Origin of the sequence: Bacillus sp. JNUCC-21 (assembly GCF_041222765.1) — a bacterium.
In the GTDB taxonomy this organism is placed as follows: Bacteria; Bacillota; Bacilli; order Bacillales; family Bacillaceae; genus Bacillus; species Bacillus velezensis.
This window is the reverse complement of record NZ_CP166019.1, coordinates 142314-162500: the sequence shown is the minus strand read 5'-3', so window position 1 is coordinate 162500 and position 20187 is coordinate 142314. Positions and strand designations below refer to the sequence as shown.

The window sequence follows — 20187 nt, the reverse complement described above, 5'->3', positions numbered from 1 at the left end:
CACATGCTCCACCGCTTGTGCGGGCCCCCGTCAATTCCTTTGAGTTTCAGTCTTGCGACCGTACTCCCCAGGCGGAGTGCTTAATGCGTTAGCTGCAGCACTAAGGGGCGGAAACCCCCTAACACTTAGCACTCATCGTTTACGGCGTGGACTACCAGGGTATCTAATCCTGTTCGCTCCCCACGCTTTCGCTCCTCAGCGTCAGTTACAGACCAGAGAGTCGCCTTCGCCACTGGTGTTCCTCCACATCTCTACGCATTTCACCGCTACACGTGGAATTCCACTCTCCTCTTCTGCACTCAAGTTCCCCAGTTTCCAATGACCCTCCCCGGTTGAGCCGGGGGCTTTCACATCAGACTTAAGAAACCGCCTGCGAGCCCTTTACGCCCAATAATTCCGGACAACGCTTGCCACCTACGTATTACCGCGGCTGCTGGCACGTAGTTAGCCGTGGCTTTCTGGTTAGGTACCGTCAAGGTGCCGCCCTATTTGAACGGCACTTGTTCTTCCCTAACAACAGAGCTTTACGATCCGAAAACCTTCATCACTCACGCGGCGTTGCTCCGTCAGACTTTCGTCCATTGCGGAAGATTCCCTACTGCTGCCTCCCGTAGGAGTCTGGGCCGTGTCTCAGTCCCAGTGTGGCCGATCACCCTCTCAGGTCGGCTACGCATCGTCGCCTTGGTGAGCCGTTACCTCACCAACTAGCTAATGCGCCGCGGGTCCATCTGTAAGTGGTAGCCGAAGCCACCTTTTATGTCTGAACCATGCGGTTCAGACAACCATCCGGTATTAGCCCCGGTTTCCCGGAGTTATCCCAGTCTTACAGGCAGGTTACCCACGTGTTACTCACCCGTCCGCCGCTAACATCAGGGAGCAAGCTCCCATCTGTCCGCTCGACTTGCATGTATTAGGCACGCCGCCAGCGTTCGTCCTGAGCCAGGATCAAACTCTCCGATAAAGTAGTTTGACTGACTACGCACATCGCTGTGCGATTTATTTAAAACTTTGAATTAACAGGTACGTTTTGTCTTGTTTAGTTTTCAAAGATCATTACCGCTTGTTGAAGCAGCTTTATTATCTTACCACTCAGCTTCTTTTATGTCAACAACTTTTTTCAAGTTGTTTCCGAAGCTTTTCGTTGTTGTCTGCTGTTCATCAGCGACGTTTAATAATATACCATGCATTCTTTAAATTTAGCAAGTGTTTTTTTCATTTTTTTAAAACGTATTTCGTTATATTCATCTCCGCCGCGGCATACGATGTAATCAAGCATGGACAAGATAAGGAGGCGTCATCAGTGAATCACTTCTACGTGTGGCACATCAGAAGGATAAAACAGCTGCTTATTATTATCATTGCCGCATTTGCAGCAGCCAGCTTTTTTTATATACAGAGAGCAGTCCCCCTTCCTGTATTTTTAACTGATAGCGGCCCGAAGGCTATTTCAAAAGGGGAGACGAAAGCGGGCGAAGTCGCATTAACATTCGATATCAGCTGGGGCGATGAAAAGGCGGTTCCGATTCTGAACGCGCTAAAAGCAAACGGTATTAAAAACGCCACTTTTTTTCTGTCAGCTTCTTGGGCGGAACGGCACCCGGACACAGTTGAACGTATGATAAAAGACGGACATCAAATCGGCAGCATGGGATATGCGTATAAGAATTATACCAACCTAGAGGACAATGAAATAAAAAAAGATATCCTCCGGGCCCAGACCGCATTTAAAAAGCTGGGTGTGAAGAATGTTCATTTACTCCGCCCGCCGACCGGACAATTTAATAAAAAGGTTCTTACCATTGCACAGCAGTACCACTATTCAGTGGTTCATTACAGCGTTAACTCGCAGGATTGGACAAATCCCGGCCCTGATAAAATCATTGAAAATGTAAACAGTCATATAAAAGGCGGCGACATTGTCCTGCTGCACGCCTCTGATTCAGCAACACAGACTGAAGAAGCGCTCCCCGCCATCATTCACAATTTAAAGCAAAAAGGACTGAAAAACGTGACCGTCGGCGACCTGATCGCAAATACTGACGTCAAGTCATCAGAAGTGAAATAATTACCTCTGGGCAAACTTCGGCAGCATTAACAGCTGAAACGCATTGCAGCCCATCAGCGGAATCAGCATCAAATAAAGCCAGTCCTCATTATTCACTCGTAGCGCAGGAACCCATTCAAGCGCTGTAATAACAACCATTAAAAATAATGATGAAACGAACGTATTTTTTGAGGACTGCTTTTGTTTTATATATGCCGTCAACAGGCCGACGGCAAGCAGAGCCAGCGGCAGCCAGACAAACCCCGCAATCGAGTCATCCCGCTCTCCGAAAAACAAAAATCTGACGTACATTAAATCAAAAGCGACAAACAGAATGATAAACAGCTGAAGCAGATTCCAAAGCGAGCTTGATCTGAGAATTTCAAGGGCAAACCGGTGCACCGTCAGAAAAACGAAGAATCCCATCTGGCTGATCACACTGAAAATCATGCCTACCCCGATAAACCAGATCAGAACGGAGAAAATCTGACCGGCCTCAAAATTCAGAAAGAACCCCTTGTACTCCCCCCACTTCAGAGCAAATCCCACGACGCTTGTAATAAGAGCGCCCACAGCTAAAATCGAAAAGAAAAATCGAACAAGCCCGCGGCTTTTCATCTCTTATTCATCCCCCTGACAATCGCGTTCAGCGATATTTTGTTATGTATAAATCCATTCCGATGAATCATATTAAAAATAAGTACAAGTAAGGAAGGAGCTTATGCATGTCAAAAGCCAAAACGCTATTGATAAGCTGTTTTGTTTTATTATCTGTAACAGCTTGTGCTCCAAAAGACCAAGCAGCGGATATGGATTATGACCAGACTAAAAAAATGGTTGTTGATATATTAAAGACCGATGATGGAAAAAAGGCAATTAAGGAAATATTAAATGATGATGCGATGAATGAGGCATTGGTGATTGATCAAAATGCCATTAAAGGCACAATAGAGAAAACCCTCACCTCTAAAAAAGGGGCGGAGTTCTGGAAAACCATCTTTGAAGACTCAAAATTCGCCGAGAGCTTTGCAAAAACTCTTCAGCCCGAGCATGAAAAAATCATAAAAAAACTGATGAAAGACCCTGATTATCAGAAAAGTTTTATGCAGATCATGCAGGACCCGGGCATGGATAAAAAATACTATGAGCTGGTGAAAAGCCAAAAGTTCCGCAGTTACTTAGAAGATGTAATTACAGAGACACTTTCCAGCCCGCTTTTCAAAAAACAATTCGAGGATGAATTGAAAAAAGCAGCTTCAAGCTCTGAAAAAGAAAGCCAATAAAAGGCCGGGCCGTGTTGATCCCGGCCCCTTTTTTATTCAGCTGTTTTTTCAATGACTTTCTGGGCGATCCCCATATAAATTTCCCCGATCGGATGACTTCTGTCATAGACAGAAGGCGCAAACTGATCCTTGTCCCAATCAGGCTGTTTTAAAGGAATTCTGCCAAGCAGCGGCACTTGCAATTCCTCTGCAAGCTTATCTCCCCCGCCTTGACCGAACACATATTCTCTCTCGCCGGTTTTTGCACTTTCATAGTAAGCCATATTTTCAATGACCCCTACAACTTCATGATCGGTCTTAATCGCCATAGAACCCGCTCTCGCCGCTACAAATGCGGCTGTAGGGTGCGGCGTTGATACGATAATCTCTTTGCAGCTCGGAAGCATCGTGTGTACATCGAGCGCCACATCACCCGTGCCGGGCGGCAGATCAAGAACGATATAGTCAACCTCTCCCCAGTCAACCTCATGGAAGAAGTTATTCAGCATCTTGCCCAGCATCGGCCCTCTCCACACAACCGGAGCGTTTTCTTCGACGAAAAAGCCCATCGACATAACCTTTACTCCAAATCTTTCGACAGGAAGCAGTTTTTCTCCTTCTACTGTCGGGCGAACTGTAATACCCATCATGTCCGGCACGCTGAATCCGTATATATCCGCGTCGATCAAGCCGACTTTTTTTCCGAGCCGCGCAAGAGAAATGGCCAGGTTGACGGAAACCGTTGATTTGCCGACACCGCCTTTTCCGCTTGCCACCGCAAGAAAGACCGGCGGATGTTTCCTATTCAGCAGGGTTTCGCTTTCAGCAGCCGGCCGGCTGAATTTCGCCAATGTTTCTTCCGGCAGCTCTTCAAACCGCAGTCCCACAGTTTCCGCACCCGCTTCTTTCAGAACGGATACGATTTCCTGCTGAATACCCATCTGTTCAGCCGTCCCCGTTTTTGCCAATGCAATTTTTACACTGACATGCCGTTTTTCCGGCTTGATCTTTACTTCTTTAATGGCATCCAATTCTCCCAGCGGTCTATGAAGAAAAGGTTCGCGCATGTTTCCGACTATATTTCTTACTTCATCTTCTCTTATCATCGAACCCTCACCCTTTGTGTATTCGTTTACAAATGGTATTATACCATATATTAAACATAGAATCGGCGAAAAACCCTCCTTACTCGGGAGGGTCTCCTTTCTCTGTGAAGTATCTCAATACGCCCTTATACACGGAAGAAGCGATTTTGTCCTGATATTTGGGCTGTCCGAGCCTTTTCGCTTCCGCGGGATTGGACAGAAATCCGATCTCCACCAGCGCGCCCGGTTTGGTTACATTCTGCATTAAGTAAATGCCGTGTATCCGTTTCGCCTTTCTCGTTGTATTCTCCAAATTGATTCTCAATTCGTCCTGTATATATTTTGCCACTTTTTCATTTTCTTCGTATTTTCCATAGTAGAAGCTTTGGGCGCCGCTCCATCTCGGTGACGGTATGGCGTTCAGATGAATGCTGATATAAAGCTCCGCCTCTGAACGGTTGATGATTTCCACGCGCTTTCTCAGATCTTCCGCTTTGCGTCTGCTGTAGCCTTTCGTACCTTCAGGAGCTAAATCAGTATCCGTCTCCCGCGTCATAATGACCAAAGCTCCCTGCTCCTGCAAATAGTCTCTTACCCTGGAGGCCACTTCGAGAGTAATGTCCTTTTCAAGGTGACTGCCTCCCGTAGCGCCTCCGTCCGGCCCGCCGTGTCCCGGATCGAGATAGATGATTTTCCCGCTCAGCGGCAGACTCCACGGCCGCCAGGAATCATCATTATGGAATTGAAACCGGAATAAACACAATAATATGATAAAGCTAAGTAAAAAACCGAGCCATTTCAGCTTTTTTGTCATACCTTTCCCTCCCGCTTGTCCCCGTTATTAATAAGTATGGGACAAGGGAAGAAATTATGATTACCTCATGCGGAGCTTACATTGTTTTTCTCTTTGCAGAAATCCTTCCGTCCACCAGCTGTTGATAAACCGGCAGGACGCTTCATAGATTTCTTTTTGTTTAACGGAAGAATATTGCTCATGCGTCCAATTGCAAAGATATTCAAAAAAATCGACCGTCAGTTCTTCCTCTTCTTCAGCCGAACGGGCGTTTGCCCTCTGCAAAGACTCACCATAATAGCCAAAGACGCCGAACCGGCCGCCTAATAAATACGCTTCAATTGCAAAATCTATGCATCCTTCACTCAGAATGCCGTTTTCGTCTTGAAGAAAGGGAAACAAAGGGGTAAGACATGCTTTTACGGACTGAATGATCTGCGTCAGTGACAGCTCCTTTAGTAAACTCTTCTCAAGCTCAAAATCCTTCTGCCGTTTCACGTCTGAAAAAGATAATACTTCTGCCATTGCCAGCCACGCTCCTTTTTACTGTTATTTTGAAAGGAAAAGGGAAAAAGCATGCTTTGTTGATAGTGGAAATCCTCCCAAATGAAGGAGTTTTATGTTAACTGGAAGAATAAAGAGCTGAGGTGACGTTATGAAAAAGCTGTTTCAATACAATTGGACGGTGCGTGACGAGTGGTTTATGATATGTGAAAAGCTGAGCCGGGAGGAACTGACGAAAACCCGGACGGGCAGAATGAAGAGCATCTTGCGGACTTTATTTCATATCATTGATGTCGAGATCAGCTGGGCTCGTGCCATTTTAGGTAAAGATGATGTTTTACCTGCTGAGTCTGACTATACGAGCATTCAGGATCTCAGAAAACTGTCTGAACAGTATCGGGAGGATGTCATTCATGCGGTCTCCCTCAAAGGACCGGATCTTGTTAAGCCGGGCTGGATGGACCAAACCTTTCCTAAAGAAGATATTCTCCGCCACATCCTTGCGCATGAGATTCACCATATGGGACAACTGTCGGTTTGGGCCAGAGAAATTGGAGTAGAACCGGTTTCGGCTAATGTGATCAGCCGTCCGCAGGAAAAAGCCGCAAAAAAACAGCACCTCTGACGGGATGCCGTTTTTATATTTTAATGCTTCTTGTTACGGAGTATGTATTAATATATTCATCCAGCACGAGGCCGCCTTTGTCCTCGTAAAAACCGGCAACCATGAAGCCTGCGTCAATCTGACCTTTAATTTGATCCTCCAGCGTATGGCCGAATTCAAGCGCTTCATGATTATCAATAAGTTCCTTTACCTTTTTCTTACTCAGGTCTTTTTCATCCGAAAACGGAATGGAATACTTTACTTTTAGTACGCCTTCCTGCTCTAAATCCATATCAAATAAGAACACGACGGGATTTACAAAACCGGAGACTAAAGACCCGCCTTTTTTCAATACGCGATGAGCTTCTTTCCATACCGGAAGAACCGTATCAACAAAGCAATTCGATACCGGGTGCACGATAAAATCAAATGACTCATCATCAAAACAGCTCAGATCATTCATGCTGCCTTTGACAGTCCGAAGCGTAAGATCGTCCCGCTCGGCAACCATTCTGTCTTGCGCAAGCTGTTTTTCCGAATTGTCAAAGATGGTCACGTCCGCTCCTGCAGCAGCAAGGACCGGCCCTTGCTGTCCTCCTCCTGAAGCGAGACAAAGAACCTTCAGACCGTCTATGGGCGGAAACCAATCCGCCGGCACATCTTTTCCGGGGGTCATTCTGATGCTCCAATTGCCTTTTTTCGCTTCACCAATCGTATGAGAATCAACCGCAACCGTCCATTCATTGCCTGTTTCGACTTTTTTATCCCATGCCTTGCTGTTATGTATGACTAACTTATTCATTATAACTGCGCTCCTTATTGGTAATGAATAGAGTATAACAAACAATTCTAGAAAAACATCGGATAACCTCTTGAATATGAGAAAAAAATACAAAAAAACCACAACCAAGAAGTTGTGGTTTTTGCCATCCAAAACGATTAACGTTTTGAGAACTGAGGTGCACGACGAGCGCCTTTAAGACCGTATTTTTTACGTTCTTTCATACGAGCGTCACGAGTCAGAAGACCAGCACGTTTAAGTGTTGCACGGTATTCTGGATCTGCTTCAAGCAAAGCACGAGCGATACCATGACGGATTGCTCCAGCTTGACCAGATAAGCCGCCTCCATGTACGTTTACTAAAACATCATAAGTACCAGCTGTTTCAGTTAAAGTTAATGGTTGTTTGATATCTTCGATTAGAGCTGGAGATGGAATGTGCTCGCTGATTTCACGATTATTAACGACGATACGACCTTCACCTGGAACTAAGCGCACACGCGCTACAGAACTTTTACGACGGCCAGTACCGTAATATTGAACCTGTGCCAAATTGGTAACCTCCTTTTTAATTAACCGCGAAGTTCGTAGACTTCAGGTTTTTGTGCTTCATGTGGATGCTCAGAACCACGGTATACGTTCAATTTCTTGAACATTTGACGACCTAGAGAACCTTTTGGAAGCATGCCTTTGATAGCAAGCTCAAGCATTTTCTCAGGGTAGTTTGTACGCATTTCAAGAGCAGTTCTTGATTTTAATCCGCCTGGATGTTGAGTGTGACGGTAGTAGATTTTGTCAGTTAACTTTTTACCAGTTAACTCGATTTTTTCAGCGTTGATGATGATCACATGATCTCCAGTATCAACGTGCGGTGTGTAAGTCGGTTTGTGTTTCCCGCGAAGGATAGATGCAACTTCTGTAGAAAGACGTCCTAAAGTCTTGCCAGCAGCATCAACAACTAACCACTTGCGTTCAATAGTACTTGCGTTAGCCATAGGTGTTGTACGCATTGAATTTCCCTCCTAAATGATCTGTCATTTTCAATAATCTTCGATTACGTTCTATTTCACAACACAATAAGTTCCGGGGCTTATCGTGGGGTTGAAATACATACCATATGATATCTTATAACTTTATGCAGACTCTGTCAAGAAAATGTTACACCTGGTTTAGTTGTCATAGCAAACGCTCCATAAATACAGCCCGTGCCCCGGTGCGGTGCGCCCCGCGGCTTCGCGATCTTTCGCTTCGAGCATTGCTTTTACATCATCGGGAGAAAATTTTCCAGCTCCTGTATCCAATAACGTTCCGGCAATGATTCTGACCATATTATAGAGAAAACCGTTTCCGGTGATCCGCATCTGCAGGCCGTCTCCGGTCTCAGTCCAATCCAGCTCGTAAATCGTTCTGACTTTATCCTGAACCGCGGTATCAGCCGCGCAAAAGCTTGTGAAATCATGTGTCCCGACGAGGTGCCTTGAAGCTTCCCTCATTTTCTGCACATTAAGCGGATATGCAAAATGGTAAGCGTAATGTCGTTTAAATACGTCCGGGTGTTTCTCCGTATATACAAAGTAGCGATATTCCTTTTGGACCGCGCTAAATCGTGCATGGAACCCATCATCCGCAATCTCTGCTGTTTTGACGGCAATATCATCAGGCAGCAGGGCATTGAGCGCAAACGGCCATTTCTCACCCGGGATGGACAGCGGCGTATCAAAATGAATGACCTGCCCGGCAGCATGAACATCGCTGTCCGTGCGGCCGGATGAGTACACAGGCACTCTGCCGTCCGTTTTATGGATGACGGCCAGCGCTTTTTCCAATTCACTTTGAACGGTCCGTTTTCCAGGCTGAACCTGATATCCGTTAAATAAATGCCCGTCATAAGCAATGGTACATTTCACTCTCATTCAGCAGCACCTCTAACTTCTTAAGAAAAACAATAACACGGCTAATACGATGATGAGCAGAATAGCTCCGGTATCCTTTCCGGTCCAGACGAGCTTTCTGTATTTCGTTCTCCCCTCACCGCCCTGGTAGCCTCTCGCCTCCATGGCGACCGCGAGCTCTTCCGCGCGTTTAAAGGCGCTGACAAACAGCGGGACAAGCAGCGGAACAACCGCTTTGATTCTGTCTTTCACCGGGCCGCTTGTAAAGTCCGCACCCCTCGCCATTTGCGCCTTCATGATTTTATCTGTCTCTTCCATCAATGTCGGGATAAATCGCAATGATATCGACATCATCAATGCGAGTTCGTGTACGGGCAGCTTCACCTTTTTAAAAGGATTCAGGAGCTGCTCCATTCCATCCGTTATTTCAATCGGCGTTGTTGTCAGCGTCAGCAGCGTCGTCATAAAGATAAGGTAAACGAAACGGAGGGAGATAAAAATCCCCTGTATAAGTCCGCCCTCATACACTTTAAACCAGCCAAGCTGAAAAATGACAGATCCTTCATGCGTCATGAAAATGTGTAATAAAAAGGTAAACGCCACAATCCAGATAATCGGCTTAAGCCCCTTCAGCAAAAAGCTGAACGGCACGCGAGTCAAGGCGATCACCCCGAATGTAAACAAACCGAGCAAAGCATACGTCTGTACGTTGTTTGCCAAAAAGACGATACATACAAAAAGAAAAATGCTGACAAGTTTTGTTCGCGGGTCCAATCGGTGAATAAGCGATGATCCGGGAACATACTTTCCGATAATCATGCTGTCCATCATTGGTCCTTTTCCTCCTGAAAGAAAGCCTTAATTTCACTGGCGGCATCCTGCAGGGTCAGCATGGGTTTTTCATACTTGACTCCGAGAGCCTTCTCAAGCCGTCTCTGAAACTTCACCGATTCAGGAAGATCCAGTCCCATTTCGGCCATCTCTTCACCTTTTACAAACAAGTCACGCGGACTCCCCGTCGCTTTAATGGTTCCTTTGTGCATGACGATCATTTCGTCAGCATAGCGGGCGGCGTCCTCCATGCTATGGGTGACGAGAACGGTAGTCAGGTTTCCCCGCTGATGAAGCGCATAGAACATGTCCATAATGTCCTGGCGCCCTCTCGGATCAAGACCGGCCGTCGGTTCATCCAAAACCAGCACTTCCGGCTCCATCGCGAGAACGCCGGCAATCGCCACTCTGCGCATCTGGCCGCCGCTGAGCTCAAATGGTGAACGATCCAAAATGTCTTCCGGAAGGCCCACAAGCCCCAGCATTTCTTTTGCTTTCCGTTCAGCGTCTTCTTTTTTTACACCGAAATTCATCGGTCCGAATGCGATGTCCTTCAGCACAGTCTCTTCAAACAGCTGATGTTCGGGAAATTGGAAAACGATTCCGACTTTTTTTCGCAAAGTCTTAAGGTCTTTATTCTTTTTACCGGCTGCCAGAATCGTGCTCCCGAGTTCAAGCTGTCCTTTAGTCGGTTTCAGCAAACCGTTTAAATGCTGCAGGAGCGTCGATTTGCCCGACCCTGTATGCCCGATGACGGCAACGTAGCTGCCCTCTTTTATCACGGCATTGATATCATACAGAGCCAGCCGTTCAAACGGTGTCTTCATTTGATAGCGGTGTTCTACATCTTTGATTTTAATGTCCACAGCTCATTCACCAGCCCTTCCTGAGTCAGATGGTTTTTCGTTAACGCCAGTCCGCTTTCTTTCAAAAGCAGGCTGAGCTGGAATGAGAAAGGCAAATCAAGACCGATGCGAACCAAGTCTTCGTTTAATTTAAAAATCTCTTCAGGCGTGCCCTCTGCATATTTCCTGCCGCCGTTCATCACAATGATCCTGTCCGCCCTTGCGGCTTCTTCCAGGTCATGTGTTATCGAAATGACGGTGGCCATGCCCTGATCTTTTAAGCGTCTGACAGTATCAAGGACTTCTTCTCTCCCAATCGGGTCAAGCATGGATGTCGCTTCATCCAAAATCATAATATCAGGACGCGCGGCAATAATCCCCGCGATCGCCACTCTTTGTTTTTGACCTCCGGAGAGATGGTGCGGCTCTTGATCAAGAAAATCCTGCATATTGACTTGTGTGACAGCCCAATCTACTCTCTCAATCATTTCTTCGCGCGGAACACCATTGTTTTCTAAACCAAAAGCCACATCATCGCGAACAGTCGTTCCGACAAATTGGTTATCGGGATTCTGAAAGACCATCCCTATTTTTTTTCGCACATCCCACACGGTATCCTCAGTCAGTTTGATGCCGCCGACTTCAATTTCTCCGGCCTCAGGCAAAATCAGTCCGTTCAGCGCTCTGGCCAAAGTCGACTTCCCTGAACCGTTGTGGCCTACGATAGCAAGCCATTCTCCTTCGTATACCTCCAGACTCACACCGTCCAGCGCCGGTCTTTCTGCATCTTTGCGGTAGCGGAATAGAATGTCTTTTACGGATATAAGCTGTTTTTGATCCACGGGCGCCTGACCTCCTCTCAGCTATAGCTCTGCTTTTCTGTCTCATGATAAAAAGTTCTGATATCTAAAAAAAGGGCATAGATCCAGTTAGAAACTGTCCCGCCCTTCTTTAGATACACAAAAATATGTGATTAAACCAATTCGATGATTGCCATTGGTGCACCGTCACCACGGCGAGGACCAAGCTTCATAATACGTGTGTATCCGCCTTGGCGCTCCTCGTAACGAGTTGCAATGTCAGAGAACAATTTTTGAAGTGCATCTTGGTTATTTTCCTCATTAGCAACCTCGTTGCGAATGTATGCAGCAGCTTGACGACGAGCATGCAAGTCACCGCGCTTACCAAGAGTGATCATCTTTTCAACAACAGAGCGAAGTTCTTTCGCACGTGTTTCAGTTGTTTCAATTCTTTCGTTGATGATCAAATCTGTTGTAAGATCACGAAGCATAGCTTTACGCTGTGAACTCGTACGTCCTAGTTTTCTGTATGACATGTGATGTCCCCTCCTTTAATGGAATGCTGTTTCTAAATAAAAAACACACGAAAATCCTAGTTCACATGGAAACTAGATCAATCGTCTTTGCGAAGGCCGAGTCCAAGTTCTTCTAGTTTCGCTTTCACTTCTTCAAGTGATTTGCGTCCCAGGTTGCGAACTTTCATCATATCTTCTTCCGTCTTGTTCGCAAGTTCTTGAACCGTGTTAATGCCCGCACGCTTCAAGCAGTTGTAAGAACGGACAGAAAGGTCAAGTTCCTCAATCGTCATTTCAAGAACTTTTTCTTTTTGATCCTCTTCTTTTTCAACCATGATTTCAGCATGCTGAGCTTCGTCAGTTAAACCAACGAATATATTAAGGTGTTCAGTTAAAATCTTTGAACCGAGAGCAATTGCTTCCTTCGGTCCAGTGCTTCCGTCAGTCCAAACATCAAGTGTAAGTTTGTCATAGTTTGCAACCTGGCCTACACGAGTGTTTTCTACCTGATAAGATAAACGAGAAACTGGCGTAAAGATTGAATCGATCGGAATCACGCCGATTGGCTGATCGTCTCTTTTGTTCGAATCAGCAGGTGTATACCCACGTCCTCTTTGTGCAGTAAGGCGAACTCGGAAACTCGCATTCTCACCAAGAGTCGCGATATGAAGATCCGGATTAAGGATTTCAACATCGCTGTCGTGTGTAATATCAGCTGCTGTGACAGTTCCTTCGCCCTGTACATCAATTTCAAGCGTCTTCTCTTCATCAGAGTAGATTTTCAATGCAAGCTTTTTAATGTGCAAGATTATCGTTGTAACATCTTCCACAACGCCTTCGATTGTCGAGAATTCGTGCAGTACACCATCTATCTGGATCGATGTTACAGCGGCACCAGGGAGTGAGGATAAGAGGATACGACGTAAGGAGTTACCCAGAGTTGTACCATATCCACGCTCAAGCGGCTCTACGACAAACTTACCAAATTTGGCATCGTCGCTGATTTCAACCGTTTCGATTTTTGGTTTTTCAATCTCGATCATTACTTAAAACCCTCCTTCAAAACGTCGAAACCTCGAATAGAATCATATGAGATTCCATCCGAAATTCCCCATTGTTTAGTCCCGTATGTGCTCAGGCAACGAGTCGGTGCATTCGTTTCATAAATAACTGTATCATAACCCATTATTGACAGGGACACAAAATCTATACAAACAAATTACACGCGGCGACGTTTTGGTGGACGGCATCCATTATGAGGAACAGGAGTTACGTCTCTGATAGCTGTAACTTCAAGTCCGGCAGCTTGTAAAGCACGGATTGCAGCTTCACGGCCAGAACCTGGTCCTTTAACAGTTACTTCAAGAGTTTTAAGTCCGTGTTCGATTGAACCTTTAGCAGCTGTTTCAGCAGCCATTTGCGCAGCAAAAGGAGTAGATTTACGAGAACCTCTGAATCCTAGAGCTCCGGCACTTGACCAAGAAAGAGCATTACCATGAGTATCAGTGATCGTAACGATCGTGTTGTTGAAAGTTGAACGAATATGAGCGATTCCTGACTCAATATTCTTTTTCACGCGACGTTTACGCGTGTTTTGTTTACGAGCAGCAGCCATTGTTTAGGTACCTCCCTTACTTATTTTTTCTTGTTAGCTACAGTACGACGCGGACCTTTACGAGTACGCGCATTGTTTTTAGAGTTTTGTCCGCGAACAGGCAAACCTCTGCGATGGCGGATTCCGCGGTAGCTTCCGATTTCGATCAGACGCTTGATGTTAAGAGAAACTTCACGGCGAAGGTCACCTTCTACTTTCAGTTTGTCAATAACATCACGGATTTTACCAAGTTCTTCTTCAGTAAGATCACGCACACGAGTATCTTCAGAAACACCAGCCTCTTTCAAGACTTGCTGAGCCGTTGTGCGGCCAATTCCGAAGACATATGTTAAAGAAATAACAACACGTTTGTCACGTGGGATATCTACACCAGCAATACGAGCCATTCTCTGGGCACCTCCTTATTAATTATCCTTGTTTTTGTTTATGCTTTGGATTTTCACAGATCACCATTACTTTTCCTTTTCTGCGAATAACTTTACATTTCTCGCAGATTGGTTTAACTGATGGTCTCACTTTCATGTGTTTCCAACCTCCTTCAGTTTCCGGAGTGCTTTATTTGTAACGGTACGTAATCCTGCCACGAGTTAAGTCATATGGAGATAATTCTACCGTAACTTTGTCTCCAGGTAAAATGCGAATGAAGTGCATGCGGATTTTACCAGATACGTGAGCCAAAACCGTATGGCCATTTTCGAGTTCAACTTTGAACATCGCGTTTGGCAGTGTTTCGACAATCGTACCTTCCACTTCAATTACATCGTCTTTCGCCATTCAAGTGTTCTCCCTTCTTCAAATCAGTAACTTGCTCTCTGACAAATTTCAAAAGAGAAAATCTCAGTTATCCGTTTGTCACACGCCCTGTTTCGTTTATACTGTTCTGAACTTCCGGAGATACGCAATCATAAAGGGTAAATGATTGATATTCTTTTTCTAAGGAGAATGAAATGTACGCTTTTCTCCGTCTGCTTTAGTACACGATGATGAATCTTCATTCCGATGACAGCAGCTAGCCGGTTTTTCTTCCGACCAATTGTAAACCTACAATCTGCCCAGGTGCGGAATGAAAAACATGTGTCAAGGAATTCATTTCATCATCTAGACTTTTGTCAGTATATCAAAACCCGTTTCCGTAATCGCAATCGTATGTTCAAAATGAGCACACTTTTTCCCATCTACCGTTACAACCGTCCAGTTATCAGCCAATGTTTTCACATATCGGCTGCCAGCGTTAACCATCGGTTCTATAGCGAGAACCATACCAGGCTTCAGCCTAGGTCCTTTGTTTGGCGGACCGTAATGAGGAATTTGCGGATCCTCATGCAAGTCTTGACCAACACCATGTCCGACATACTCCCTAACAACTGAAAACTGCTCATTTTCGACATACGTTTGTATTGCGTGGGAAATATTCGACAAACGTTCACCTGGTTTTGCTTCCTTCAAGCCTTTATATAAAGACTCCTCTGTCACTTCCAGCAGTCGTTTATCATCATCACTGATGTTTCCTACCGGATATGTCCAAGCAGAGTCACCATGATAACCATTTAATTTAGCACCGATATCAATGCTGATAATGTCACCGTCACGCAAAACCCTTTTACCGGGTATTCCGTGAACGAGTTCTTCATTAACTGATACACAGATGCTCCCGCGAAACCCATTATACCCCTTAAAAGATGGGATTGCACCCTGCTTCTCAATAAAACGTTCGGCAATTTGATCCAATTCTTTTGTCGAGATTCCTGGTTTAATGTGCTTTTTCATCTCTTCATGAGTCAAAGCCACGATTCGCCCTGCTTCCCGCATGATGCCAAGCTCACGAGGGGTCTTACAGATAATCATTTGCTCAATCCTCCAAGAAGCTCTTTCACATCTTTGTACACGTCGTTAATGTCCTGCTGGCCATTGACGTTGACAAGATACCCTTTCTCAGAATAAAAATCGAGTAAAGGCTGAGTCTGCTTCATGTTGACCTCAAGCCGTTTTGAGACGGTTTCCTCATTATCATCTGCCCGTTGATAAAGGTCTCCTCCGTCTTTATCACAAACACCCGGCGTTTTCGGCGGATTGAAAACCAAATGATAGGTTGTGCCGCAAACACTGCAAATTCTGCGTCCAGTCAAACGTTCCATTAAAGAGTCTTTGTCTACTTTAATGTTAATGACATAATCAATCGGCTTGCCGTATTCCTCAAGAATGTTTTCAAGAGCTTCAGCCTGAGCGACTGTTCGCGGAAATCCGTCCAGAAGAAAACCTCTTTCACAATCATCTTTGCCGAGTCTTTCTTTGACAATGCCGATTGTGACTTCGTCCGGTACGAGCTCGCCTTTATCAATATAAGACTTTGCTTCGAGTCCGAGTGGTGTTTCTTCTTTCATAGCAGCACGGAACATATCTCCCGTTGAGATATGAGGTATCCCATAATCCTCAACAATTCGTTCTCCCTGTGTGCCTTTACCGGCTCCAGGAAGTCCCATTAAGACTAAGTTCATTCGGATTTCCCCCGTCCTCTCTTATTTAGAGGAATGGTTAAAACCAGTCCTCTAATTTTTCATAAATCCTCGGTAATTACGTTTCACTAACTGGCTCTCCAGCTGCTTCATTGTCTCCAAGGCTACCCCGACGACAATTAACAATGATGTTCCGCCAATCTGTGCACTTTGAGGCAATCCAGCGAATTGAATGAAAAAGATAGGAAGAATGGAAATCACGGCTAAGAATATAGAACCCACAAACGTAAGTCGATACAAAATGCTCGTAATTCTATCTTGAGTCATTTTCCCTGGACGAACCCCCGGGATATAGCCACCCTGTTTTTTAAGGTTATCAGCCATTTGTTCAGGGTTTACCTGCACAAAAGCATAGAAGTACGTAAAGGCGATAATTAATGCGACATAAACCGCCATGCCCACCGGATGTGTATTGTCAAAGTTGGCTTGAATCCACTTTGTCACATTGTTTTCTCCGAAAAATGACGCGATAGTACGCGGCGTAATAAGAAACGCAACCGCAAAGATTACCGGAATAACCCCTGCCGGATTCACTTTAAGCGGAAGGTGAGTTGACTGGCCTCCGCCAACAGGTGAACGACCTTGCCCTTTTGCATATTGAATCGCGATTTTGCGTACGGCCTGCTGAATGAAAATAACACCAACAATAACGGCCAAAATCGCAATCACCAGTAAGGCGATTTTTACAATATGAATAAACAGCTGATCGCTGCTGCCGACAAATTGAGTCTCATAAATCTGCCCAACAGTTTTCGGAATACTAGCCACAATCCCCGCGAAGATGATGATCGAAATTCCGTTACCTACTCCATTGGAAGTAATTTGTTCTCCCAGCCACATTAAAAAAGCAGTTCCTCCAGTGAGTACTAAAGCAATAATCAGATATGTCGATATGCCGGATTTTTCAATCAGCATACCGTTTGCCAGGTTGTTAAACCCGTAAGACATACCTAATGCCTGGATAAAACCAAGCACAATCGTAAAATATCTCGTGAACTGAGCTAATTTACGGCGGCCGACTTCACCTTGCTTAGACCACTCGGTAAACTTCGGCACAACATCCATCTGAAGCAGCTGAATGATGATTGAAGCAGTGATGTAAGGCGTAATTCCCATCGCAAAAATGGAGAACTGATAAAGCGCACCGCCGCCAAATGTATTAAGGAGATCAAAAACCCCCATCGAACTTTGTGTCTGCAACGCCTGAGCATTTACATATGGCACAGGGATAAATGCACCTATGCGAAAGACGATAAGCATGAGTAATGTAAAAATGATTTTATTCCGAATATCACTCACACGCATAAAGTTGGAGATTGTCTTAAACAAGTTAGATCACCTCAGCTGTACCGCCAGCAGCTTCAACAGCTTCTTTCGCAGAAGCAGAGAATTTATTGGCTTTTACAGTTAATTTTTTCTCTAATTTACCGTTGCCAAGAATCTTTACTCCTGCATTAAGTTTGCTAATAACACCAGTCTCAAGAAGAAGTTCAGGAGTGACTTCCGTTCCTTCCGCAAAACCGTTCAATTTGTCTACGTTCACAATAGCGTAATCCTTACGGTTGATGTTTGTAAAACCGCGTTTAGGAAGACGTTGGAATAAAGGCATTTGTCCCCCCTCGAATCCAGGGCGTACACCGCCGCCAGAACGAGCGTTTTGACCTTTGTGACCTTTACCAGCTGTTTTACCGTTACCAGAACCAATACCACGACCTACGCGATTGCGTACTTTACGTGAACCTTCTGAAGGCTTTAATTCATGAAGTTTCATTAGGACACCTCCTTAGCCTATAATTTATTTTTATTGTTCTTTAACAGAAACTAGATGAGATACTTTATTAATCATACCGCGGATCGCAGCGTTATCTTCATGAACGACAGTTTGGTTTGTTTTCTTTAAACCAAGTGTTCTTACAGTAACGCGCTGATCTTCCGGGCGACCGATTACACTGCGTTTGAGGGTAATTTCTAATTTAGCCATTAATGTTCCCTCCTTATCCTAACAGTTCTTCTACAGATTTTCCACGAAGCTTCGCAACCTCTTCAGCACGTTTAAGCTCACTTAAACCTTGAAGTGTTGCACGGATCATGTTGATCGGTGTGTTAGAACCTAAAGACTTAGAAAGGATATCAGCAACGCCAGCAAGCTCAAGTACCGCACGTACAGGGCCTCCAGCGATAACTCCAGTACCTTCAGAAGCAGGTTTCAACAAGATATTGCCTGCACCGAAACGTCCGATGATTTCGTGTGGAATCGTAGTTCCAACCATTGGTACTTCAATCAAATTCTTTTTCGCATCTTCAACAGCTTTGCGGATTGCTTCAGGTACTTCTTGTGCTTTACCAGTACCGAAACCTACGTGACCGTTTTTGTCACCGACAACGACTAGAGCTGCGAAACGGAAACGACGACCACCTTTAACAACTTTCGCTACGCGGTTAACCGTAACTAAGCGTTCTTCTAACTCTAATTTGCTTGGGTCAATACGACGCATAATCATGTGTCCCTCCTTTTTTTATTAAAATTTCAGTCCGGCTTCACGAGCTGCATCGGCCAGAGCTTTTACACGTCCATGGTATAAGTATCCGCCGCGGTCAAATACTACGTCAGAAACACCTTTCTCAGAAGCGCGTTTCGCAACGAGTTCACCGACTTTAGCAGCAGCAGCGCTGTCACCAGTGCTTTCCACGTTCAAATCTTTATCGAGAGTAGAGGCACTAGCAAGTGTAACGCCATTTACATCATCGATGATTTGAGCATAAATGTGTTTGTTTGAACGGAACACATTCAGACGAGGTCTTTCAGCTGTGCCTGAAAGTTTAGCACGAACACGGGCATGTCTTTTTTGACGAGCAGCATTTTTGCTAGTTTTCGTAATCATCCTTAGGTCACTCCTTTCTTCACTTTAAGCGGTCTTACTTAGCAGACTTACCCTCTTTACGGCGAACAACTTCACCTTCGTAGCGGATTCCTTTACCTTTGTAAGGCTCTGGAGAACGTACAGCGCGGATGTTAGCAGCGATAGCTCCTACACGCTCTTTGTCTGTACCTTTTACAACTACTTTAGTTTGAGAAGGAACTTCGATTTCGATGCCCTCTTCAGGAACGATCTCAACAGGGTGAGAGTATCCAACGTTTAAAACAAGTTTGTTTCCGGATTTAGCCGCACGATAACCGACACCGACTAATTCCAAACCTCTTTCAAATCCTTTAGATACGCCTTCAACCATGTTTCCAAGCAGACTGCGAGTCGTACCATGCAGCGCACGGTGCTCTTTGTGATCAGAAGGACGAGTAACTGTAAGCACGTTGTCCTCAATTTTGATTTCCATATCAGGATGGAAAGTACGAGTTAATTCTCCTTTTGGTCCTTTTACAGCTACAGTGTTGCCTTCGTTCAGCGTTACTGTAACTCCAGAAGGGATCTCAAGCAGTTTTTTTCCTACACGAGACATACTAAAACACCTCCATTCTTGTTAAACTTCTTACCAAACGTATGCTAGAACTTCTCCACCAGCTTGTTTTGCACGGGCTTCTTTGTCCGTTAAAACACCTTGTGATGTAGAAATAATCGCGATTCCAAGACCGTTAAGTACGCGAGGTACTTCATTTGATTTAGCGTATACACGCAAACCTGGTTTGCTGATTCTTTTAAGACCAGTGATAACGCGCTCGTTGTTTTGTCCGTATTTCAAGAAAACGCGGATGATACCTTGTTTGCTGTCTTCTACGAACTCAACGTCACGAATGAAACCTTCACGCTTTAAAATGTCAGCAATTTCTCTTTTCAATTTAGAAGCAGGAATTTCAAGCTTCTCATGACGTACCATGTTTGCATTGCGAATACGAGTCAGCATATCTGCAATTGGATCTGTCATAACCATTATATAATTACCTCCTTCCCATTCTTGGGGATTACCAGCTGGCTTTTTTCACGCCAGGAATTTGTCCTTTATATGCAAGCTCACGGAAACAAATACGGCAAAGTTTAAATTTACGAATGACTGAGTGCGGACGTCCGCAGCGTTCACAGCGAGTGTACTCTTGCACTTTAAACTTTGGTGTACGTTGTTGTTTCGCAATCATTGACTTTTTAGCCACGA

At 45.0% G+C, this 20187-nt stretch carries 30 protein-coding genes, 1 rRNA gene and 1 pseudogene (1 of these 32 cut by a window edge); 3 read left to right on the top strand and 29 right to left on the bottom strand.

All coding sequences use genetic code 11. The features are described from left to right. A 16S ribosomal RNA gene (locus JNUCC21_RS00950) occupies positions 1 to 961 on the bottom strand; it reaches 589 nt to the left of the window's first position. Positions 962 to 1300: 339 nt separating this feature from the next. Here JNUCC21_RS00950 and pdaB point away from each other — a divergent pair. Continuing rightward, on the top strand, positions 1301 to 2065 hold the full coding sequence (pdaB, locus tag JNUCC21_RS00945; RefSeq protein ID WP_015416681.1) for a polysaccharide deacetylase family sporulation protein PdaB: 765 nt from the start codon (positions 1301 to 1303) through the stop codon (positions 2063 to 2065). On the opposite strand, the gene kbaA is transcribed toward pdaB, so the two are convergent. Further along, a complete protein-coding gene (gene kbaA / locus JNUCC21_RS00940) occupies positions 2066 to 2662 on the bottom strand; it encodes a KinB-signaling pathway activation protein (RefSeq protein ID WP_007410420.1) in 597 nt (198 codons plus the stop codon). Positions 2663 to 2769: 107 nt separating this feature from the next. On the opposite strand from kbaA, the gene gerD reads away from it, so the two are divergent. After that, the gene (gene gerD, locus JNUCC21_RS00935) at positions 2770 to 3327 is read left to right on the top strand and encodes a spore germination lipoprotein GerD (RefSeq protein WP_007410419.1); all 558 of its coding nucleotides are present in this window, start codon (positions 2770 to 2772) and stop codon (positions 3325 to 3327) included. Positions 3328 to 3359: 32 nt separating this feature from the next. Here gerD and JNUCC21_RS00930 read toward each other — a convergent pair whose 3' ends face one another. From JNUCC21_RS00930 to JNUCC21_RS00920, 3 genes are all read right to left on the bottom strand, one after another. Further along, the gene (locus tag JNUCC21_RS00930) at positions 3360 to 4412 is read right to left on the bottom strand and encodes an Mrp/NBP35 family ATP-binding protein (RefSeq protein ID WP_007410418.1); all 1053 of its coding nucleotides are present in this window, start codon (positions 4410 to 4412) and stop codon (positions 3360 to 3362) included. Between the two features lie 79 nt (positions 4413 to 4491). After that, positions 4492 to 5205, bottom strand: a complete 714-nt coding sequence (gene cwlD, locus JNUCC21_RS00925; RefSeq protein WP_072588729.1) for an N-acetylmuramoyl-L-alanine amidase CwlD — start codon at positions 5203 to 5205, stop codon at positions 4492 to 4494. Between the two features lie 60 nt (positions 5206 to 5265). After that, positions 5266 to 5709 carry a DUF2521 family protein gene (locus tag JNUCC21_RS00920; RefSeq protein WP_011996201.1) on the bottom strand — a complete coding sequence of 148 codons (444 nt, stop codon included), beginning with the start codon at positions 5707 to 5709 and terminating at the stop codon, positions 5266 to 5268. Positions 5710 to 5839: 130 nt separating this feature from the next. On the opposite strand from JNUCC21_RS00920, the gene JNUCC21_RS00915 reads away from it, so the two are divergent. After that, complete coding sequence (locus JNUCC21_RS00915) at positions 5840 to 6313, top strand: DinB family protein (protein ID WP_072588728.1); 474 nt, start codon at positions 5840 to 5842, stop codon at positions 6311 to 6313. A 13-nt stretch (positions 6314 to 6326) separates the two neighbouring features. Here the strand turns inward: JNUCC21_RS00915 and JNUCC21_RS00910 are convergent, their stop codons facing one another. The 24 genes and pseudogenes from JNUCC21_RS00910 to rpsN all read right to left on the bottom strand — a co-directional run bounded on the left by JNUCC21_RS00910 (position 6327) and on the right by rpsN (position 20185). Beyond that, entirely contained in the window at positions 6327 to 7094 is a 768-nt protein-coding gene (locus JNUCC21_RS00910; protein ID WP_007410414.1) for a class I SAM-dependent methyltransferase, read from the bottom strand. A 137-nt stretch (positions 7095 to 7231) separates the two neighbouring features. Further along, entirely contained in the window at positions 7232 to 7624 is a 393-nt protein-coding gene (gene rpsI / locus JNUCC21_RS00905) for a 30S ribosomal protein S9 (RefSeq protein ID WP_003225846.1), read from the bottom strand. A 20-nt stretch (positions 7625 to 7644) separates the two neighbouring features. Next, positions 7645 to 8082 (bottom strand): 50S ribosomal protein L13, encoded by a 438-nt coding sequence (gene rplM, locus JNUCC21_RS00900; RefSeq protein WP_003225844.1) that lies wholly within the window; start codon positions 8080 to 8082, stop codon positions 7645 to 7647. A gap of 159 nt (positions 8083 to 8241) precedes the next feature. Then, the gene (gene truA / locus JNUCC21_RS00895; protein ID WP_032870974.1) at positions 8242 to 8985 is read right to left on the bottom strand and encodes a tRNA pseudouridine(38-40) synthase TruA; all 744 of its coding nucleotides are present in this window, start codon (positions 8983 to 8985) and stop codon (positions 8242 to 8244) included. A gap of 12 nt (positions 8986 to 8997) precedes the next feature. Next, the gene (locus JNUCC21_RS00890) at positions 8998 to 9795 is read right to left on the bottom strand and encodes an energy-coupling factor transporter transmembrane protein EcfT (RefSeq protein ID WP_014304219.1); all 798 of its coding nucleotides are present in this window, start codon (positions 9793 to 9795) and stop codon (positions 8998 to 9000) included. Next, on the bottom strand, positions 9792 to 10661 hold the full coding sequence (locus JNUCC21_RS00885; protein ID WP_014416754.1) for an energy-coupling factor ABC transporter ATP-binding protein: 870 nt from the start codon (positions 10659 to 10661) through the stop codon (positions 9792 to 9794). Before JNUCC21_RS00885 ends, JNUCC21_RS00890 begins: the two co-directional genes overlap by 4 nt. Next, on the bottom strand, positions 10637 to 11482 hold the full coding sequence (locus JNUCC21_RS00880) for an energy-coupling factor ABC transporter ATP-binding protein (protein ID WP_007615256.1): 846 nt from the start codon (positions 11480 to 11482) through the stop codon (positions 10637 to 10639). The genes JNUCC21_RS00885 and JNUCC21_RS00880 overlap by 25 nt, the downstream gene beginning before the upstream one ends. A 131-nt stretch (positions 11483 to 11613) precedes the next feature. Continuing rightward, positions 11614 to 11976 carry a 50S ribosomal protein L17 gene (gene rplQ, locus JNUCC21_RS00875; RefSeq protein WP_003156550.1) on the bottom strand — a complete coding sequence of 121 codons (363 nt, stop codon included), beginning with the start codon at positions 11974 to 11976 and terminating at the stop codon, positions 11614 to 11616. Between the two features lie 77 nt (positions 11977 to 12053). After that, on the bottom strand, positions 12054 to 12998 hold the full coding sequence (locus JNUCC21_RS00870) for a DNA-directed RNA polymerase subunit alpha (RefSeq protein ID WP_003156549.1): 945 nt from the start codon (positions 12996 to 12998) through the stop codon (positions 12054 to 12056). A 176-nt stretch (positions 12999 to 13174) separates the two neighbouring features. Continuing rightward, on the bottom strand, positions 13175 to 13570 hold the full coding sequence (gene rpsK, locus JNUCC21_RS00865) for a 30S ribosomal protein S11 (RefSeq protein ID WP_007410409.1): 396 nt from the start codon (positions 13568 to 13570) through the stop codon (positions 13175 to 13177). A gap of 20 nt (positions 13571 to 13590) precedes the next feature. After that, positions 13591 to 13956, bottom strand: coding sequence for a 30S ribosomal protein S13 (rpsM, locus tag JNUCC21_RS00860; protein ID WP_003156545.1), 366 nt, complete (start codon positions 13954 to 13956; stop codon positions 13591 to 13593). Positions 13957 to 13978: 22 nt separating this feature from the next. After that, positions 13979 to 14092 (bottom strand): 50S ribosomal protein L36, encoded by a 114-nt coding sequence (gene rpmJ, locus JNUCC21_RS00855; RefSeq protein WP_003156543.1) that lies wholly within the window; start codon positions 14090 to 14092, stop codon positions 13979 to 13981. A gap of 33 nt (positions 14093 to 14125) precedes the next feature. Then, complete coding sequence (gene infA, locus JNUCC21_RS00850; RefSeq protein WP_003156508.1) at positions 14126 to 14344, bottom strand: translation initiation factor IF-1; 219 nt, start codon at positions 14342 to 14344, stop codon at positions 14126 to 14128. After that, a pseudogene (locus tag JNUCC21_RS00845) lies at positions 14322 to 14604 on the bottom strand (RNA-binding protein). The gene infA and the pseudogene JNUCC21_RS00845 overlap by 23 nt, the downstream one beginning before the upstream one ends. Positions 14605 to 14668: 64 nt before the next feature. Further along, entirely contained in the window at positions 14669 to 15415 is a 747-nt protein-coding gene (gene map, locus JNUCC21_RS00840) for a type I methionyl aminopeptidase (protein WP_007410408.1), read from the bottom strand. After that, positions 15412 to 16065 carry an adenylate kinase gene (locus JNUCC21_RS00835; protein WP_007410407.1) on the bottom strand — a complete coding sequence of 218 codons (654 nt, stop codon included), beginning with the start codon at positions 16063 to 16065 and terminating at the stop codon, positions 15412 to 15414. The genes map and JNUCC21_RS00835 overlap by 4 nt, the downstream gene beginning before the upstream one ends. Before the next feature lie 51 nt (positions 16066 to 16116). Beyond that, on the bottom strand, positions 16117 to 17412 hold the full coding sequence (gene secY / locus JNUCC21_RS00830) for a preprotein translocase subunit SecY (RefSeq protein WP_007615246.1): 1296 nt from the start codon (positions 17410 to 17412) through the stop codon (positions 16117 to 16119). 1 nt (position 17413) lies between these two features. Next, the gene (gene rplO, locus JNUCC21_RS00825) at positions 17414 to 17854 is read right to left on the bottom strand and encodes a 50S ribosomal protein L15 (RefSeq protein WP_007410405.1); all 441 of its coding nucleotides are present in this window, start codon (positions 17852 to 17854) and stop codon (positions 17414 to 17416) included. Between the two features lie 30 nt (positions 17855 to 17884). Beyond that, positions 17885 to 18064 carry a 50S ribosomal protein L30 gene (rpmD, locus tag JNUCC21_RS00820; protein WP_003156497.1) on the bottom strand — a complete coding sequence of 60 codons (180 nt, stop codon included), beginning with the start codon at positions 18062 to 18064 and terminating at the stop codon, positions 17885 to 17887. A gap of 13 nt (positions 18065 to 18077) precedes the next feature. Next, complete coding sequence (gene rpsE, locus JNUCC21_RS00815; protein WP_003156493.1) at positions 18078 to 18578, bottom strand: 30S ribosomal protein S5; 501 nt, start codon at positions 18576 to 18578, stop codon at positions 18078 to 18080. A gap of 24 nt (positions 18579 to 18602) precedes the next feature. Further along, on the bottom strand, positions 18603 to 18965 hold the full coding sequence (rplR, locus tag JNUCC21_RS00810; protein ID WP_003156492.1) for a 50S ribosomal protein L18: 363 nt from the start codon (positions 18963 to 18965) through the stop codon (positions 18603 to 18605). A 34-nt stretch (positions 18966 to 18999) separates the two neighbouring features. After that, entirely contained in the window at positions 19000 to 19539 is a 540-nt protein-coding gene (rplF, locus tag JNUCC21_RS00805) for a 50S ribosomal protein L6 (protein WP_003156490.1), read from the bottom strand. A gap of 30 nt (positions 19540 to 19569) precedes the next feature. After that, positions 19570 to 19968: a 30S ribosomal protein S8 gene (gene rpsH / locus JNUCC21_RS00800; RefSeq protein WP_003156489.1), complete on the bottom strand. Its 399-nt coding sequence runs from the start codon at positions 19966 to 19968 to the stop codon at positions 19570 to 19572. Positions 19969 to 19999: 31 nt separating this feature from the next. Next, positions 20000 to 20185, bottom strand: a complete 186-nt coding sequence (gene rpsN, locus JNUCC21_RS00795) for a 30S ribosomal protein S14 (RefSeq protein WP_003156488.1) — start codon at positions 20183 to 20185, stop codon at positions 20000 to 20002. Positions 20186 to 20187: the final 2 nt, after the last annotated feature.

Excerpts from the sequence above, each read along its gene's own strand:
- JNUCC21_RS00910 (WP_007410414.1), bottom strand. The coding sequence starts at position 7,094 with ATGAATAAGTTAGTCATACATAACAGCAAGGCATGGGATAAAAAAGTC.
- gerD (WP_007410419.1), top strand. The coding sequence starts at position 2,770 with ATGTCAAAAGCCAAAACGCTATTGATAAGCTGTTTTGTTTTATTATCT.
- rplQ (WP_003156550.1), bottom strand. The coding sequence starts at position 11,976 with ATGTCATACAGAAAACTAGGACGTACGAGTTCACAGCGTAAAGCTATG.
- rpsK (WP_007410409.1), bottom strand. The coding sequence starts at position 13,570 with ATGGCTGCTGCTCGTAAACAAAACACGCGTAAACGTCGCGTGAAAAAG.
- rpmD (WP_003156497.1), bottom strand. The coding sequence starts at position 18,064 with ATGGCTAAATTAGAAATTACCCTCAAACGCAGTGTAATCGGTCGCCCG.
- map (WP_007410408.1), bottom strand. The coding sequence starts at position 15,415 with ATGATTATCTGTAAGACCCCTCGTGAGCTTGGCATCATGCGGGAAGCA.
- kbaA (WP_007410420.1), bottom strand. The coding sequence starts at position 2,662 with ATGAAAAGCCGCGGGCTTGTTCGATTTTTCTTTTCGATTTTAGCTGTG.
- rpsE (WP_003156493.1), bottom strand. The coding sequence starts at position 18,578 with ATGCGTCGTATTGACCCAAGCAAATTAGAGTTAGAAGAACGCTTAGTT.
- rpsH (WP_003156489.1), bottom strand. The coding sequence starts at position 19,968 with ATGGTTATGACAGATCCAATTGCAGATATGCTGACTCGTATTCGCAAT.
- infA (WP_003156508.1), bottom strand. The coding sequence starts at position 14,344 with ATGGCGAAAGACGATGTAATTGAAGTGGAAGGTACGATTGTCGAAACA.
- rpsM (WP_003156545.1), bottom strand. The coding sequence starts at position 13,956 with ATGGCTCGTATTGCTGGTGTAGATATCCCACGTGACAAACGTGTTGTT.
- JNUCC21_RS00835 (WP_007410407.1), bottom strand. The coding sequence starts at position 16,065 with ATGAACTTAGTCTTAATGGGACTTCCTGGAGCCGGTAAAGGCACACAG.
- JNUCC21_RS00870 (WP_003156549.1), bottom strand. The coding sequence starts at position 12,998 with ATGATCGAGATTGAAAAACCAAAAATCGAAACGGTTGAAATCAGCGAC.
- JNUCC21_RS00890 (WP_014304219.1), bottom strand. The coding sequence starts at position 9,795 with ATGATGGACAGCATGATTATCGGAAAGTATGTTCCCGGATCATCGCTT.
- truA (WP_032870974.1), bottom strand. The coding sequence starts at position 8,985 with ATGAGAGTGAAATGTACCATTGCTTATGACGGGCATTTATTTAACGGA.
- rplF (WP_003156490.1), bottom strand. The coding sequence starts at position 19,539 with ATGTCTCGTGTAGGAAAAAAACTGCTTGAGATCCCTTCTGGAGTTACA.
- rplO (WP_007410405.1), bottom strand. The coding sequence starts at position 17,854 with ATGAAACTTCATGAATTAAAGCCTTCAGAAGGTTCACGTAAAGTACGC.
- rplM (WP_003225844.1), bottom strand. The coding sequence starts at position 8,082 with ATGCGTACAACACCTATGGCTAACGCAAGTACTATTGAACGCAAGTGG.
- rpmJ (WP_003156543.1), bottom strand. The coding sequence starts at position 14,092 with ATGAAAGTGAGACCATCAGTTAAACCAATCTGCGAGAAATGTAAAGTT.
- JNUCC21_RS00930 (WP_007410418.1), bottom strand. The coding sequence starts at position 4,412 with ATGATAAGAGAAGATGAAGTAAGAAATATAGTCGGAAACATGCGCGAA.
- JNUCC21_RS00920 (WP_011996201.1), bottom strand. The coding sequence starts at position 5,709 with ATGGCAGAAGTATTATCTTTTTCAGACGTGAAACGGCAGAAGGATTTT.
- cwlD (WP_072588729.1), bottom strand. The coding sequence starts at position 5,205 with ATGACAAAAAAGCTGAAATGGCTCGGTTTTTTACTTAGCTTTATCATA.
- rplR (WP_003156492.1), bottom strand. The coding sequence starts at position 18,965 with ATGATTACGAAAACTAGCAAAAATGCTGCTCGTCAAAAAAGACATGCC.
- JNUCC21_RS00915 (WP_072588728.1), top strand. The coding sequence starts at position 5,840 with ATGAAAAAGCTGTTTCAATACAATTGGACGGTGCGTGACGAGTGGTTT.